General features: G+C 72.2%; 16 protein-coding genes. 11 read left to right on the top strand and 5 right to left on the bottom strand.

From position 1 onward, the window contains the following. Positions 1 to 19: 19 nt before the first annotated feature. Together ACFYOB_RS20185 and ACFYOB_RS20180 are read right to left on the bottom strand one after the other, a co-directional pair. A complete protein-coding gene (locus ACFYOB_RS20185) occupies positions 20 to 562 on the bottom strand; it encodes a MarR family winged helix-turn-helix transcriptional regulator (protein WP_388561235.1) in 543 nt (180 codons plus the stop codon). Beyond that, on the bottom strand, positions 555 to 1,184 hold the full coding sequence (locus ACFYOB_RS20180) for a DJ-1/PfpI family protein (protein WP_388561234.1): 630 nt from the start codon (positions 1,182 to 1,184) through the stop codon (positions 555 to 557). Before ACFYOB_RS20180 ends, ACFYOB_RS20185 begins: the two co-directional genes overlap by 8 nt. Before the next feature lie 209 nt (positions 1,185 to 1,393). On the opposite strand from ACFYOB_RS20180, the gene ACFYOB_RS20175 reads away from it, so the two are divergent. The 3 genes from ACFYOB_RS20175 (at position 1,394) to ACFYOB_RS20165 (ending at position 4,372) form a co-directional block, all read left to right on the top strand. Continuing rightward, on the top strand, positions 1,394 to 2,761 hold the full coding sequence (locus tag ACFYOB_RS20175) for an aspartate aminotransferase family protein (protein ID WP_388561232.1): 1,368 nt from the start codon (positions 1,394 to 1,396) through the stop codon (positions 2,759 to 2,761). A gap of 148 nt (positions 2,762 to 2,909) precedes the next feature. Further along, positions 2,910 to 3,578: a GntR family transcriptional regulator gene (locus ACFYOB_RS20170; RefSeq protein WP_388561230.1), complete on the top strand. Its 669-nt coding sequence runs from the start codon at positions 2,910 to 2,912 to the stop codon at positions 3,576 to 3,578. A gap of 143 nt (positions 3,579 to 3,721) precedes the next feature. Beyond that, the gene (locus tag ACFYOB_RS20165) at positions 3,722 to 4,372 is read left to right on the top strand and encodes a hypothetical protein (protein ID WP_388561228.1); all 651 of its coding nucleotides are present in this window, start codon (positions 3,722 to 3,724) and stop codon (positions 4,370 to 4,372) included. A gap of 115 nt (positions 4,373 to 4,487) precedes the next feature. Here the strand turns inward: ACFYOB_RS20165 and ACFYOB_RS20160 are convergent, their stop codons facing one another. Continuing rightward, positions 4,488 to 5,234, bottom strand: a complete 747-nt coding sequence (locus ACFYOB_RS20160) for an SLATT domain-containing protein (protein WP_388561226.1) — start codon at positions 5,232 to 5,234, stop codon at positions 4,488 to 4,490. A gap of 255 nt (positions 5,235 to 5,489) precedes the next feature. On the opposite strand from ACFYOB_RS20160, the gene ACFYOB_RS20155 reads away from it, so the two are divergent. From ACFYOB_RS20155 to ACFYOB_RS20125, 7 genes are all read left to right on the top strand, one after another. Next, a complete protein-coding gene (locus ACFYOB_RS20155) occupies positions 5,490 to 5,834 on the top strand; it encodes a YbaB/EbfC family nucleoid-associated protein (RefSeq protein WP_078892798.1) in 345 nt (114 codons plus the stop codon). A 43-nt stretch (positions 5,835 to 5,877) separates the two neighbouring features. Beyond that, positions 5,878 to 6,477 (top strand): recombination mediator RecR, encoded by a 600-nt coding sequence (gene recR / locus ACFYOB_RS20150; protein WP_030010802.1) that lies wholly within the window; start codon positions 5,878 to 5,880, stop codon positions 6,475 to 6,477. Continuing rightward, positions 6,470 to 7,117, top strand: a complete 648-nt coding sequence (locus ACFYOB_RS20145; RefSeq protein ID WP_388561223.1) for a DUF5063 domain-containing protein — start codon at positions 6,470 to 6,472, stop codon at positions 7,115 to 7,117. Before recR ends, ACFYOB_RS20145 begins: the two co-directional genes overlap by 8 nt. Before the next feature lie 122 nt (positions 7,118 to 7,239). After that, positions 7,240 to 8,514: an aspartate kinase gene (locus ACFYOB_RS20140; protein WP_328926825.1), complete on the top strand. Its 1,275-nt coding sequence runs from the start codon at positions 7,240 to 7,242 to the stop codon at positions 8,512 to 8,514. After that, the gene (locus ACFYOB_RS20135; RefSeq protein WP_388561220.1) at positions 8,511 to 9,584 is read left to right on the top strand and encodes an aspartate-semialdehyde dehydrogenase; all 1,074 of its coding nucleotides are present in this window, start codon (positions 8,511 to 8,513) and stop codon (positions 9,582 to 9,584) included. The genes ACFYOB_RS20140 and ACFYOB_RS20135 overlap by 4 nt, the downstream gene beginning before the upstream one ends. Before the next feature lie 169 nt (positions 9,585 to 9,753). Beyond that, a complete protein-coding gene (locus ACFYOB_RS20130) occupies positions 9,754 to 10,533 on the top strand; it encodes a SigE family RNA polymerase sigma factor (RefSeq protein ID WP_388561218.1) in 780 nt (259 codons plus the stop codon). Then, positions 10,530 to 11,603: a hypothetical protein gene (locus tag ACFYOB_RS20125; RefSeq protein WP_388561216.1), complete on the top strand. Its 1,074-nt coding sequence runs from the start codon at positions 10,530 to 10,532 to the stop codon at positions 11,601 to 11,603. The genes ACFYOB_RS20130 and ACFYOB_RS20125 overlap by 4 nt, the downstream gene beginning before the upstream one ends. 18 nt (positions 11,604 to 11,621) lie before the next feature. Here ACFYOB_RS20125 and ACFYOB_RS20120 read toward each other — a convergent pair whose 3' ends face one another. Together ACFYOB_RS20120 and ACFYOB_RS20115 are read right to left on the bottom strand one after the other, a co-directional pair. Continuing rightward, complete coding sequence (locus tag ACFYOB_RS20120) at positions 11,622 to 12,443, bottom strand: SURF1 family protein (RefSeq protein ID WP_388561214.1); 822 nt, start codon at positions 12,441 to 12,443, stop codon at positions 11,622 to 11,624. A 42-nt stretch (positions 12,444 to 12,485) separates the two neighbouring features. After that, positions 12,486 to 14,291, bottom strand: coding sequence for a prolyl oligopeptidase family serine peptidase (locus ACFYOB_RS20115; RefSeq protein WP_388561212.1), 1,806 nt, complete (start codon positions 14,289 to 14,291; stop codon positions 12,486 to 12,488). A gap of 87 nt (positions 14,292 to 14,378) precedes the next feature. On the opposite strand from ACFYOB_RS20115, the gene ACFYOB_RS20110 reads away from it, so the two are divergent. Continuing rightward, a complete protein-coding gene (locus ACFYOB_RS20110) occupies positions 14,379 to 14,555 on the top strand; it encodes a hypothetical protein (RefSeq protein ID WP_376679000.1) in 177 nt (58 codons plus the stop codon). Positions 14,556 to 14,568: the final 13 nt, after the last annotated feature.

Genomic DNA, 14,568 nt, shown 5'->3' with positions numbered 1-14,568 from the left:
GGGCCCGGGCGGGGGCGCCTCAGGCCTCGGCGGGGCCGGACGGCGGGACCGGGCCTGGGCCAGTTTCCGGACCCGGGCCCGGCACCGAGTCCGAGTCCGAGTCCGGGAGGCTGGACACGGTGTCCAGGGCGGTCGAGAGGCGTTCCAGGACGCGGACCGTCTCGGCGAAGGCGGCGTCGCCCAGTTCCTCCGCGAGCCGGGCGGCCAAGGACGCGTGGCCCGGGCCGATGCGCGCCACGGCCGCCCGGCCGGCCTCCGTCGGCCGCAGCAGCTTCGCCCGCCGGTGCGCCGGGTTCGGGACGTACTCCGCGAGCTCCTTCGCGGCGAGCAGGTCCGCGATGCGCTGCACGCTCTGCCGGGTGATCCCCATGGCCCGGGCGATGCCCGCGACCGGCAGCGGCTCGTGCAGCACCGCGCCCAGCACCTGCCACCACGCGGCCGTCAGCCCGGCCGGCCGGGCCAGTTCCTCGGAGACCGAGAGGAACTGGCCGTTCAGCCGGAACACCCCGAGCGCGGTCCGGCTCAGCAGGTCCTGCCGGGCGCGGACCGAGGGCTCACGCATCCCCCGCCTCCGCCGCCGCCATCAGCACCGGGTACGCGCTCTCGTCCGAGTCGTGGAACAGCCGGTACCACGCGTCCAGGACGTCCGGCTTGTACACGTCCAGGCGGGCGAAGACCTCGCGGGCGAAGGCCACCGGTTCCGTCGGCCCCGCCGTGATCAGGTCGCCGTCCGTCACCGCGTCGGCCTCGACGTACCGCCCGGCGCCGCCGTAGCCCGGCTGCTCCGCCAGGTAGAAGGAGGCCGCGCTGGTGTGGGCGCGGTCGTCCAGCAGACCCTCCCGGGCGAGGCCTGCCGTGGCTCCGCAGATCGCCGCGACCGGCACCCCGGCGTCCAGGAACTCCCTCGCCTTCACCGCGAACGGCGCCAGGTCCCCGCTCGTGTCCCACAGCGAGGCGCCGGTGAGGATCAGCAGCGAGGAGTCCTGCGGCCGCAGCCCGGACAGGGCCAGGTCGGGCTGGATGCGGACGCCGCCCATGGTGGTGACCGGCTGCTCGGCGGTCAGGGCGACGGTGCGGATCCGGTGGCCGCGCTGGGTCAGGTGCGCGGTGGTGTGGCCGGTCTCCCAGTCCGCGTACGAGTCGTAGACCGCGAGGTGTACGGGCTTGCGCGGGGTCTCGCTCATGGTGATCGCCTCCGGGTGGATCCGACTTCCAGGACAAGCTCTATGACAAGAGACTGTCATTTCGACAGTGTGCTGTCAACTGTGCCGTCATCTATTGCTGCCGGCCGCCCTGGCGGGCCCCGCGCAACGACAGACTGCCGAGACCGGCCCCCCACCCCCATACAATCCGCCGATATCCCTTCCCACCTGCGCACTTCTAGCGTGACGCCATGACCCCTCATGTCGCCTCGCACACCCTCGCCGCAGTGAAGGACGCTGACCGCAAGCACGTCTTCCACTCCTGGTCCGCCCAGGCCCTGATCGACCCCCTCGCCGTCGCCGGGGCCGAGGGGTCGTACTTCTGGGACTACGACGGCAAGCGCTACCTCGACTTCTCCTCCCAGCTGGTCAACACCAACATCGGCCACCAGCACCCCAAGGTCGTCGCCGCGATCCAGGAGCAGGCCGCGCGGCTCTGCACCCTCGCGCCCGGCTTCGCCGTCGACGTCCGCTCCGAGGCCGCACGCCTCATCGCCGAGCGGACGCCCGGCGACCTGGACAAGATCTTCTTCACCAACGGCGGCGCCGAGGCCGTCGAGAACGCCGTCCGCATGGCCAGGCTGCACACCGGCCGGCCCAAGGTGCTGTCGGCCTACCGCTCGTACCACGGCGCCACCGCCGCCGCGATCAACCTCACCGGTGATCCGCGCCGCTGGCCCTCCGACACGGCCGCCGCCGGCGTGGTGCACTTCTGGGGCCCGTACCTCTACCGCTCCGCCTTCCACGCAACCACCGAGGCCGAGGAGTGCGCCCGCGCCCTCGCCCACCTCGCCGACACCATCGCCTTCGAGGGGCCGCAGACCATCGCGGCGATCATCCTGGAGAGCGTGCCCGGCACCGCCGGCATCATGACCCCGCCGCCCGGCTACCTCGCGGGTGTGCGCGAACTCTGCGACCGCCACGGCATCGTCTTCATCCTGGACGAGGTCATGTCCGGCTTCGGCCGCACCGGCAAGTGGTTCGCCGCCGACCACTGGGGTGTCACCCCCGACCTGATCACCTTCGCCAAGGGCGTGAACAGCGGGTACGTGCCGCTCGGCGGCGTCGCCATCTCCGCCGCGATCGCCGAGACCTTCGCCACACGCCCCTACCCGGGCGGACTCACGTACTCCGGCCACCCCCTGGCGTGCGCCGCCGCCGTCGCGACGATCAACACGATGGAGGAGGAGGGCGTCGTCGAGAACGCCGCCCGCCTCGGCGAGGACGTGATCGGCCCGGCGCTCGCCGAGATCGCCGAGCGCCACCCCTCCGTCGGCGAGGTCCGCGGTCTGGGCACCTTCTGGGCGCTGGAACTCGTACGGGACAAGGAGACGCGCGAGCCCCTCGTCCCCTACAACGCGGCGGGCGCGGCCAACGCGCCGATGGCCGAATTCGCGGCGGCCTGCAAGGCGTCCGGCCTGTGGCCCTTCGTCAACATGAACCGCACCCACGTCGTCCCGCCGTGCACCATCACGGAGGCGGAGGCGAAGGAGGGTCTGGCTCTCCTGGACGAGGCGCTGACGGTCGCAGACCGCCACACGACGGCTGCGGCAGGGTAGGCGGTCCCCGCATCCGCCGCCTTCCCACAGGTGGCTGGTTCCCGTCCGCATAACGGGCGCTAAATCCACATATCGATCTTCAACCGCTCTATTTCAGCCGCGCTGCCTGGCCTATGGTGTCCGGAGTTCTACAGAGAGACGGACCCCTATGCCAGGCAGCGGAGCTGTCACCCGCAACACACTTCGCCAGCAGATCGCGGACGCGCTGCGTGACGAGGTGCTCGCGGGACGCCTGCCGCCGGGAACCGAGTTCACCGTCAAGCAGATCGCCGAGCAGTACGAGGTCTCCGCGACCCCGGTCCGCGAGGCGCTCGTCGACCTCTCGGCCCAGGGGCTGCTCGAACTGGTCCAGCACCGGGGCTTCCGCGTGCGGATCCTCTCCGTGGACGACTTCCGCGGAATGATCGAGGCCCGTGCGCTGGTCGTGGACGGGATCTTCCGCAGGCTCGCCGAGCGCGGCCCGGACGTCGGCTCCGGCGAGACGCTGGTCTCCGTGCGCCGCCGCGCCGAGGAGGCGCGGCGGGCCGCGCAGAGCGGTTCGCTCGAAGTACTGATCGGCTACGACCTCCGCTTCTGGCGGGAGCTGAGCGGACTGGTCGGCAACACCTACATCTCCGAGTTCCTGCACCGCATCCGCGTGCAGTGCTGGGTCTTCGCCGTACCCCACCTCCAGCGCGATCCGCAGCAGCTGCGGGCGGCGCTGTGGGACGGGCACAGCGACCTGGTGGACGCGGTGACCCTCGCGGACGCGGACGCCGTACGGAGCATCGTGCGGGGCTACAACGAGCACGCCCTGGCCTGGGCCGCCGGACTGTAGCGACCGTGCCGGGCCGGGCGCCGCGGCAGCCTGTCGTGCCCATGGCGTCACCCAACGTGGACCGGGTTCTGCGCACCCCTTCGCGGAGGGTGTTCGGCCCACTACTCTGGCCGGATCGGCGCCAACGACTGATCGGAGCCCGCGTGGCCTGTGACCTGTGGCTGGTCCCCCTTGTCGACGTGCTGTGCCACAGCCCCGACAATCCGTTCGCGGAAGAGATCGCCTCGTACGACAAGGCGCTGGGCGAGGCCGGACTGCCGTCCGTGCCCGTGTTCGCCTACATGCCGGGCCTGAGCGGGGACGTCGCCCCCGTCGCGGGCTTCGACTACGACGCCCTGCACTTCCTGCGGCGGGCGTACCTGCTCCAGATCTGCGGGCTGCCGGTGACCCCGGTGGACGAGCTGGGCGGGGACTACGAGCAGCTGCTGGAGATGTTCGAGCCCACGGCGCAGCAGTCACATCTGGTGTGGCACTACGACCATGCGGGGGCGTACGTTCCCGTGGACTTCGCGGCTCCGCTGGCGAACGAGGAGCTGCTGGCCGGAGGGGGTCCGCTGGGGTCCGCGCAGGGGCTGCTGCGTGAGCTGGCCTTCGTGGGCCCGGCCATCGGGATAGACCCGGCGAACCCGCCCGCGGCGCCGGCTCCGCCGGGGCGGCCGACGTCGCTGGAGGAGCCCGCGGGGCCGATTCCGTACGACGACAACCCCTTCGCACGTGAGCGGCACGTCTGGCTGGGGCTGCACGCGGCGGCGACCCGGAGCCTCGGCCAGGGCTCCATGATCATCTTTAGCTGAGCCGGCCCCGGGGAGGTGCGGGCGCGGGGCCGCTGCGCGCAGCTGCTCGCCGCCCCGCCCTTTCCCCGTGTCCTGTCCCGGGCGGGTCCGAAACGCCCCGGCAAACAGCCCCGGGTCAGCGGGGCTGTTCCGGCGGGCGTTGGCGGGGCATGTTCGGGCGGGTGCCCGGGGGCAGGGGGAAGCGCGCCGGGGGGATGTACGCGTCCGAGCGGGCGCCGACGGCGCCCAGGGACTGCATCACCAGCGGTGCGGGACCTGAGCTGAACTCCACCATCCACTCAGCGGTCTCGGAGCGGACCAGCTCCGTCACGTCCTCCGAGAAGCGCCGCAGCACCGTGAGGCAGCGCTCGGCGGCCTCGCTCGCCGTGCCCTCCGTCGGGCCGAGCACCTCGCGCACGTTCTCCGAAGCCCAGTCGAACTGGAGCGTCTGCAGACGGCGCTGGACCGCCTGCGCGGTGGCGACGTCCCGCATCCAGCCGGACGTCAGGCCGAAGAACCGGTCGCATCCCAGGCAGGCCGCGCCCAGCAGCAGCGCGAGGAACCCGTACGACGTCGCGCCCGGCGCCGAGCCCGTCAGCTCCAGCAGCGGCATGGCGGCGCCCGTGACGGCGCCGAATGCCGCCCCGGCGCGCAGGATGCGCGCTCCCCGGCGCTTCCACGCCCGGTCGGACAGATACCACTCGGCCGTGCGCAGCGCGTCCTCCTCGACCCGGCGGTAGAGCTCGTCGAGGCGCTCGGCGGGCTCGCCCCAGTCCCCGAGGGGGAACGGCCGGCCGGTCAGATCGCCCGCCGACATCGGCCCGCCGCCTTCCTCCCGGGGATCCCGGGGTGGCCCCTCGGGCTGCATCTCCGGCTGGCTCACCCGGCACTCCCTCTGCCTGCGCTGACGTGTGGTGGTGCGCGTGTGCGCAATGGTGCGCATGCTCTTCCTACCTTCGAATGACGCGCGATGGACAACGAATCCCAGGATTTCCGCTCACACGGAGGGCTCCAGCAGGTACGCGCACGCCCCTACTCTCACTCGAAAGAGTTGGTCCTCACGGCGTAGGGCGCAGCGCCCGGGGAGCACGTAGGCTCGGATTGACCAAGCGTCCCGACTGTACGGAGTGAGTGACCTGTGATTCCCGGTGGTGGCCAGCCCAACATGCAGCAGCTGCTCCAGCAGGCCCAGAAGATGCAGCAGGACCTCGCCGCGGCCCAGGAGGAGCTTGCCCAGGCCGAGGTCGAGGGCCAGGCCGGCGGTGGTCTGGTCAAGGCGACCGTCACCGGCTCCGGTGAACTGCGCGCACTGGTGATCGACCCGAAGGCCGTGGACCCCGAGGACACGGAGACGCTCGCCGACCTGGTGGTCGCGGCGGTCCAGGCCGCCAACGAGAATGCCCAGGCGCTCCAGCAGCAGAAGCTGGGCCCCCTCGCCCAGGGCCTGGGCGGCGGCAGCGGCATTCCCGGCCTCCCGTTCTAGTCCCCTCCCGCATCCGCACCGAAAACCGAAAGAAGGCAGTCCGTTGTACGAAGGCGTGGTCCAGGACCTGATCGACGAACTGGGCAGGCTGCCCGGCGTCGGGCCCAAGAGCGCGCAGCGGATCGCCTTCCACATCCTGCAGGCCGAGCCCACCGACGTCCGCCGCCTCGCGCACGCGCTGCTGGAGGTGAAGGACAAGGTCCGGTTCTGCGCCGTGTGCGGGAACGTGGCGCAGGAGGAACGGTGCGGCATCTGCCGTGACCCGCGCCGCGACACCACGGTCATCTGTGTCGTGGAGGAGCCGAAGGACGTCGTCGCGATCGAGCGGACCCGCGAGTTCCGGGGCAAGTACCACGTCCTCGGCGGAGCGATCAGCCCGATCGAGGGCGTCGGCCCCGACGACCTGCGCATCCGCGAGCTGCTGGCGCGCCTGGCGGACGGCGAGGTGACCGAGCTGATCCTCGCCACCGACCCGAACCTGGAGGGCGAGGCGACCGCCACCTACCTCGCCCGCATGATCAAGCCCATGGGCCTGAAGGTCACCCGCCTGGCCAGCGGGCTCCCCGTCGGGGGAGATCTGGAGTACGCGGACGAGGTCACGCTCGGGCGGGCCTTTGAAGGAAGGCGACTTCTCGATGTCTGACGCAACGCTGCACGCCCTGGGACAGGATCCGGACGACTTCGCCGTCCAGATCGCGGACCAGATCGAGTCCTTCATCGTCGCGGTCACCGAGGTGGCCAAGGGCGAGGACCCGGACAGCGCGGTGCCCTTCCTCCTCCTGGAGGTGTCCCAGCTGCTGCTGGCGGGCGGCCGGCTGGGCGCGTACCAGGACGTGCTGCCCGACGAGCGCTACGAGCCCGACCTGGGCCCCGAGCCGGATGTCGACGAGCTGCGCGAGCGGTTCGCGTACATGCTGGAGCCGGTCGACGTGTACTCCGAGGTCTTCGACCCGTACGAGCCGCGCAAGGCCCCGGTCGCGCACCGGATCTCCGACGACGTGGCCGACGTCGTGGCGGACCTGCGGCACGGGCTGGCCCACTACCGGGCGGGCCGGACCACCGAGGCGCTGTGGTGGTGGCAGTTCTCGTACTTCACCAACTGGGGCCCGACGGCCTCCGCCACGCTGCGCGCCCTGCAGTCGCTGGTGGCCCACGTACGCCTGGACCAGCCGCTGGCGGCCCTGGACGGCCTGGACACGGACGAGGACCTGGCCGAAGATGACCTCGCGGAGCAGGCCGGACAGGTGATGGCCGAGGAACTCGGCGGACTCGGCCGCAAGTGAAGGCCCCAGCGGGGGGAACGCATACTGTGGTCTTTTCGTCTCATGATGTGGTACGAAGCGGTCGGATCGCGGCCGCTCGTTAGACTGCACCAGCAATGAGACGGACTGAGCGAGGAGCGCACGTGGGCCTTGTCGTGCAGAAGTACGGAGGCTCCTCCGTAGCCGATGCCGAGGGCATCAAGCGCGTCGCCAAGCGGATCGTGGACGCCAAGAAGAACGGCCACCAGGTGGTCGTCGTGGTTTCCGCGATGGGCGACACGACGGACGAGCTGATCGATCTCGCCGAGCAGGTATCACCGATGCCTGCCGGGCGTGAGTTCGACATGCTGCTGACCGCCGGAGAGCGGATCTCCATGGCCCTGCTGGCCATGGCGATCAAAAACCTGGGTCACGAGGCCCAGTCGTTCACCGGTAGCCAGGCAGGCGTGATCACCGACTCGGTCCACAACAAGGCGCGCATCATCGATGTCACGCCGGGCCGTATCCGCACCGCGCTGGACGAGGGCAACATCGCCATCGTCGCCGGCTTCCAGGGCGTGTCCGCGGACTCCAAGGACATCACCACCCTCGGCCGCGGCGGCTCGGACACGACCGCCGTCGCGCTGGCCGCGGCGCTGGACGCCGAGGTCTGCGAGATCTACACCGACGTCGACGGCGTCTTCACCGCGGACCCCCGCGTCGTGAAGAAGGCCCGGAAGATCGACTGGATCTCCTCCGAGGACATGCTGGAGCTCGCCGCCTCCGGTTCCAAGGTGCTGCTGCACCGCTGTGTCGAGTACGCACGCCGATACAACATCCCGATCCACGTCCGCTCGTCCTTCTCGGGACTGCGCGGGACCTGGGTCAGCAACGAACAGCCGCAAGGGGACGAGCAGGTGGAGCACGCCATCATCTCCGGAGTCGCTCACGACGTCTCCGAAGCCAAGATCACGGTCGTCGGCGTCCCGGACAAGCCGGGTGAGGCCGCGGCGATCTTCCGCGCCATCGCGGACGCCGAGATCAACATCGACATGATCGTGCAGAACGTGTCGGCGGCCTCCACCGGCCTCACCGACATCTCGTTCACCCTCCCCAAGGCCGAGGGCCACAAGGCCATCGACGCCCTGGAGAAGGCGAAGGGCGCCATCGGCTTCGAGTCGCTGCGCTACGACGACCAGATCGGCAAGATCTCCCTGGTCGGCGCGGGCATGAAGACGAACCCGGGCGTCACCGCCTCCTTCTTCCAGGCGCTGTCCGACGCGGGCGTCAACATCGAGCTGATCTCGACCTCCGAGATCCGCATCTCGGTCGTGACCCGCCAGGACGACGTCAACGAGGCCGTCCGCGCCGTGCACACGGCCTTCGGCCTCGACTCCGACAGCGACGAGGCCGTCGTCTACGGAGGCACCGGACGATGAACCGTGCCCGGTCCTCCGGCCCGGCGCTCGCCGTGGTCGGGGCGACCGGAGCCGTCGGCTCCGTCCTGCTCCAGATCCTGTCCCAGCGGGCGGACGTCTGGGGCGACATACGCCTGATCGCCTCCGCGCGCTCGGCCGGCCGGGTGCTGGCCGTCCGCGCGGAGGAGAGCGAGGTGCTCGCCCTCACCGAGGACGCCTTCGACGGCCTCGGACCGGGCGACGTCGCGATCTTCCTCACCCCGGCCGAGGTCTCGGCCCGCTGGGCCCCCGTCGTCACCACGCGCGGGGCCGTCGTCGTGGACCAGTCCGCCGCCTTCCGGGAAGATCCCGAGGTGCCGCTGGTGGTGCCCGAGGTCAACGGGCACGCCGTACGGATCCGGCCGCGCGGCATCGTCGCCGGTCCCGACTGCGTGACCGCCGCGATGATCGCGGCCCTGGGCGCGCTGCACTCCGAGTACGGTCTGGCCGAGCTGTCCGTCTCCTCGTACCAGGCCGCGGGCGCCGCCGGCCGGGCCGGCTCCGAGGTGCTGCGCCGCCAGCTGTCGCTGGTCGCCGGGACCTCCCTCGGGGATCACCCCGGCGACGTCCGCCGCGCGGTGGGCGAGGACACCGGGCCCTTCGCCGCTCCGCTGGCGCTCAACGTCGTGCCGTGGTCCGGTGAGCTGCGCGAGGACGGCTGGTCCTCGCACGAGCTGGCCGTACGGGCGGAGACCCGCCGGATCCTGGACCTGGCGGAGCTGCCGATCGCCGTGACCTGCGTACAGGTGCCGGTGGTGACCGGGCATTCCCTGACCGTGCGGGCCCGGTTCGAGAACGAGGTGGACGCCCCGCACACCCGGGAGATCCTGGAGGCCGCGCCGGGCGTGGTCCTCGTGGACGACCCGGCGGCGGGGGAGTTCCCGACACCGGCGGACGCCGCCGGTACGGATCCGGCCTGGGTGGGACGGGTGCGGGCCTCGCTCGACGACCGGCGCTCGCTGGAGTTCTTCGTGTGCGCCGACAATCTCCGCAAGGGCGCGGCCCTGAATGCGACTCAGATCGCGGAACTGATCGCGGGTGAATTTGCGTAATTCGCTTTGTAGGATCGGTGCTGATCCCTTGATCAAGGTGATGGCCCGACTGCCGTCTCGAAAGACGGGGCAAGCGGGAAGAGCGGGTACGCATGGGCGCAATCGGGACATTGCTGGTGAGGCTGCGTCGCGCGTACAACCCTGACGGGGGGACGCGTGTCCTACAGGCGTGGCAGAGGCACTGCTCGAACTGGCCGTCGTACCGGCGCGCATCGGGATCGTCCCGCCGCGCCGGAGTTCCCGTGCGCCCGGCGACGGTCTTCCCGTGATCGTTCCCGTCCCGCCGACGGGGCAGTCCGAGGCTCCCGTACGGGACGCCGTACCGACCCCGGGCGGCCGCGTGCCCACGCCGCGCGACGGCGCTGACGAGGCCGGGAGCGGCAAGAACGAGACATCTGGAGCTCCGGCGGAGGCTGCCGAGGCGGTGACGGAGCCGGTGGCCGAGGTCGTGGCCGGCACCACCGTCGACCACCTCACGGAGACCTACCAGGCGCACTACCGCTCGCTCCTGGGCCTCGCCGCACTGCTCCTCGACGACACGGCCTCCTGCGAGGACGTGGTCCAGGAGGCGTTCATCCGCGTGCACTCGGCCCGGAACCGGGTGCGCGACCGCGACAAGACTCTGGCGTACCTGCGCCAGACCGTCGTGAACCTCTCCCGGTCCGCCCTGCGTCGGCGCATCCTCGGCCTCAAGCTGCTGTCGAAGCCGATGCCGGACATGGCGAGCGCCGAGGAAGGCGCGTACGACCAGCTGGAGCGGGACGATCTGATCAAGGCGATGCGCGGACTGCAGCGCCGCCAGCGAGAGGTGCTCGTGCTGCGCTACTTCGCGGACATGACGGAAGCCCAGGTCGCCGAGACGCTCGGGGTGTCGCTCGGCTCGGTGAAGGCGTACGGATCGCGGGGCATTGCCGCGCTGAGGGTGGCGATGGAGGCTGCGCAGTCATGATGGACGACCACACTCCGCCCGGGGGGGCGAGCGAGGAGCAGGCGCTGCGGGGCCTGCTGCGAGGGGCCGTCGAGGGCCTGGAGCCCTCCGAGGGCGCGCTGGAGCGGCTGCGGTACGCCGTCCCCGCGCGCAGGGCCTTCAAGCGGCAGGTCTGCGTCGGCGCCGCGGCCGTCGCCCTGCTCGCCGGGACGGCGATCCCGGCCGCGCTGCACATGACGGCCGCGGAGGGCACCGCCACCGACCACTCGGCCATGGCCGGGCACGGCGAGCCCGGCGGGAAGCCTGCCGCCGTGCCGTCCGACCCGCACCTGAACGGCGCCGGGGCCCAGCCCAGGACCACGCACTCCGCCGAAGGCGCCCACGACGCGGGCGGCGCCACCGGGCAGCCGGACCCGACGGCCGGCGGCGTCCCGGCCGGTGGAGTGACGGCGGGCCCGACCGGCGCCGGCCCGGATCCGGTGGCGGGCACGGGTCCGCAGCCGCCGACGGCCGCGCCGGGGGCCCCCGGGTGCGGCGCCGAACAGCTCGGCGTGGTGGGCTCGGCCCGCGCCCCGCGGGCCGACGGCAAGGTGTACGGCACTTTCAAGGTCACGAACGTCTCGGCGCACGGTTGTACCGTCACCGGCCCGGGCACCGTGAGGGCGGCCGCCGCGGCCGGTACGGCGACCGGAGCGGGCGCCGGGGTCAGCGTGGTCGGCCACACGGCGGGCGACCCGGCGAGTGGGCTGCTGCCCGATCCGTCGGCGGAGGCGCCGGTGCTGGTGCTCCAGCCGAACACGGCGTACGAGGTCCAGTTCGCCTTCGTGCCCTCGGGCGAGCCGTGCCCCGCGACGAGCCAGGCGACGGGCACGAAGCCGCCGGGCCAGTCCGGAGATTCGGCGGGGACTTCCGCGATCTCGGCGGACACGCCCGAGCCGCGGACGGACACCACGGCTCCGGCGGCGGCGGGTGTGGCGGTGTCCCACACCCCGCAGGCGGGTTCCCCGACGACGCAGACGACGATCCCCGAGGCGTGCACGGGGACGGTGTACCGCACGGGGGCGATCCCGGTGGACGCGCCCAAGCCGTAGTCCGGCGGGCCGGTACGGCTAGGCGGTCTTCGCTGCCGTCTGCGCCGTCCCCGCTGTCCCTGTCGGCTCCGCTGTCCCTGCCGGCTCCGACGGGAGGAGACCCGCCTCCGTGTCGCGGAGGGTCTCGATCTCGCGGCGGTAGAGGCGGAGCCACATGAAGAGCACGAAGGCGACGAAGACGAACCACTCGCCGGTGTAGCCGAGGTTCTGGAAGGCCTTCAGGTCGAGCCCGGTGCCGTTCGGGGCTTGCGCGGGGACCGGGGTCAGCCCGTCGGAGGGGTTCTGCACGGTCAGCCAGGCGTCGTACACGCCGTACGGGACGAGGTTGACCAGCGAGGCGGCCCCGATCACCCCGAGCTGCCCCGCCGGGAGGCCGCCCTGGGCGTGGACGCCCTTCGTACCGGAGTTCTCCGAGGCCTGGAGCGCGCCGGTGACCTCGACCCGGCCGGCCGGCGCGGCCGGGGCCTTCGCCGGGTCGGCCGCCCCCGGCAGCCAGCCCCGGACCACCGGGACGGCCTTGCCCGAGTCGGTCTTCAGCAGGGTCAGCACGTAGAAGCCGGTCGCGCCGTCCAGGCGCCGCTCGGGGACCAGTAGCTGTTCTCCGTACTCACCGGAGGCGGAGGCAAGCCTTCCGGATGTTTTCTTGTCCACCGGAAGGAGCGATTCCAGCGGCTCGGGCCCCTGGTCGGCGGGCCGCTCGGCGGTCGCCTCCCGGTGGCTGTCGACGCGGTCCTCGAAGCGGCCGAGCTGCCAGGACCCCATGAACAGGCAGAAGGGGACGGCGAGCGCGACGAAGACGTTGATCCCCCACCAGCGCGGGGTCAGGAGAAACCGGTGCACCCCACCACGGTACGGGGGTGCACCGGCCATCCCGCCGGTGGGTCAGCGCGGCAGGTGCTTGAGCGCGAACTCCAGCTCCATCCGGACCTGCTTGATCCGCTCCTCCACGACCAGTGAGCCGTGCCCGGCGTCGTACCGGTACACCTCGTGCAGCGCGCCGCGTGCCGCCAGCCGGTCCACGTAGTTGTCGATCTGCCGGATCGGGCAGCGGGGATCGTTGACGCCCGCCGCGATGTGCACGGGGGCCTTCACCGCGTCGACGTACGTCAGCGGCGAGGACGCCTCGAAGCGGTCTGGGACCTCCTCCGGCGTACCGCCGAAGAGGGTGCGGTCCAGGGACTTCAGCGCCTCCATCTCGTCGTGGTAGGCCGTCACGTAGTCCGCGACCGGCACGGCGGCCAGGCCCACCGACCAGGCGTCCGGCTGCGTGCCCAGCCCCAGCAGCGTCAGGTAGCCGCCCCAAGAGCCGCCCGACAGCACCAGGCGCGCCGGGTCCGCCAGGCCGGAAGCCACCGCCCGTTCGCGGACCGCCGCGATGTCCTCCAGCTCGATCAGGCCGACGCGGTGCTTGAGGGCGTCAGTCCACTCGCGGCCGTAGCCGGTCGAGCCCCGGTAGTTGACCCGCACGACCGCGAAGCCGTGGTCCAGCCAGGCCGCCGGGGCCGCCGCGAAGGCGTCGCTGTCGTGCCAGGTGGGCCCGCCGTGGATCTCGAAGACCGTCGGGAAGGGGCCGTCGCCGTGGCCGACGGGGCGCTGCGCGAGGGCGTGGATCCGCCCGCCGGGGCCCTCCACCCACACGTCCTCGACCGGTACCGAGCCAGGCGGCCGGAAACCGGGAGGGTCCAGGACGATCCCGCCCGCGGTGGACCGTACGGCCGTGGGCTCGGCCGCCGAGGACCACTGGTACTCCACCGTCCCGTCGGGGCGCGCCGTCGCGCCCGACACCGTCCCCGGCGGCGTGTCCACGCGTACGAGCTCCCGTGCGGCCAGGTCGTAGCGCCAGAGTTCGCTGCGCGCCTCGAAGCTGTGCGCGATCAGCAGGGCGGAGCCGTCCGGGTACCACTCGGCGCTGACGTCGCCCGGCAGGTCGATCGCGAGTTCCTCCTCGGCGCCCGTGGCCACGTCCCAGACCATCGGCTCCCAGCGGCCGCGGCGCTGGTGGCCGACCAGGAGCCGGGTGTCGCCCGCGACCGGCGCGAAGCCCAGTACCTCCAGGCCCAGCTCCTGCGTCCCGCCCCGGGAGTCGTCCAGCTCCGCGACGGTGGTCCCGTCGAGGGTGAGCACGCGCAGTGCGGAGTGCATCGCGTCGCCGTGTTCGGTGTGCTCGACGGCGATCAGCGTCCCGTCGCGGGACAGGTCGCCGACCCCCGCGGACTCGCGGTGCCGGTAGATCACGGCGGGCGCCGAGCCGTCGGGGCGTACGACGTGGATCGTGGAGCCCTCCTCGTCGGTGGAGCGGCCGACGACCGCCGTGCCGTCCCGCCCGATGGCGAGCCCGGCGGGGTAGGAGGGCTCCAGGCCCGGGGTGGCCGGCTCGTCGGGGCCGCCCGCGAAGGGCTGGCGCACCCAGGTGCCGAACTCGTCGCCGTCGGTGTCGGAGAACCACCAGATCCACTCGCCGTCGGGGGAGAGGGTGCCGTCGGTGGTCCCGTTGGGGCGGTCGGTGGCCTGCCGCTGGGCGCCCGTGGCGCGGTCCCAGGCGTAGAGCTCGAAGGTCCCGGTCGCGTTGGAGACGAAGAGCGAACGGTCCGGGGCGTCCTGCGCCCAGTCGGGCAGCCCGACGCGCGGGGCCCGGAACCGCTTCTCCCAGTCGGGCATCTCGGGGGTGATCTCGCTGTCGCTGGTCATGCGCCCATTGTGGCCGCAGCGTCCGCCGGGATGCCGACTGCTCCGTACGGGCGCACAGTGGTACCCGTAGCCCAAGGAGGAACGATCATGGCGAAGAAGGCCCGGACCGCTCACCACGGCCACCACGCCCACCAGGACTCCGAGCGCGCGATGGCGAAGAACACGGCGGCCGAGGCGCGCGCCAAGGCCGCGGTCAGGGACGCGCAGTCGCTCTCCGCGAAGACCCGCGGCATGCAGCAGAAGGCCCAGGCGAAGCGCGGCTGAGTCCGCCGGTCCT

The sequence above is a fragment of the Streptomyces sp. NPDC006463 genome (genome assembly GCF_042870715.1).
Lineage (GTDB): Bacteria > Actinomycetota > Actinomycetes > Streptomycetales > Streptomycetaceae > Streptomyces.
Note: the sequence above shows the minus strand (reverse complement) of the source record. Positions and strands in the feature narration are given on the sequence as shown.

Bases quoted from the DNA above. Each gene is read 5' to 3' on its own strand.
- ACFYOB_RS20185 (WP_388561235.1), bottom strand. From the start codon at position 562: ATGCGTGAGCCCTCGGTCCGCGCCCGGCAGGACCTGCTGAGCCGGACC.
- ACFYOB_RS20170 (WP_388561230.1), top strand. From the start codon at position 2,910: ATGCCAGGCAGCGGAGCTGTCACCCGCAACACACTTCGCCAGCAGATC.
- ACFYOB_RS20175 (WP_388561232.1), top strand. From the start codon at position 1,394: ATGACCCCTCATGTCGCCTCGCACACCCTCGCCGCAGTGAAGGACGCT.
- ACFYOB_RS20135 (WP_388561220.1), top strand. From the start codon at position 8,511: ATGAACCGTGCCCGGTCCTCCGGCCCGGCGCTCGCCGTGGTCGGGGCG.
- ACFYOB_RS20180 (WP_388561234.1), bottom strand. From the start codon at position 1,184: ATGAGCGAGACCCCGCGCAAGCCCGTACACCTCGCGGTCTACGACTCG.
- ACFYOB_RS20110 (WP_376679000.1), top strand. From the start codon at position 14,379: ATGGCGAAGAAGGCCCGGACCGCTCACCACGGCCACCACGCCCACCAG.
- ACFYOB_RS20145 (WP_388561223.1), top strand. From the start codon at position 6,470: ATGTCTGACGCAACGCTGCACGCCCTGGGACAGGATCCGGACGACTTC.
- ACFYOB_RS20115 (WP_388561212.1), bottom strand. From the start codon at position 14,291: ATGACCAGCGACAGCGAGATCACCCCCGAGATGCCCGACTGGGAGAAG.
- ACFYOB_RS20125 (WP_388561216.1), top strand. From the start codon at position 10,530: ATGATGGACGACCACACTCCGCCCGGGGGGGCGAGCGAGGAGCAGGCG.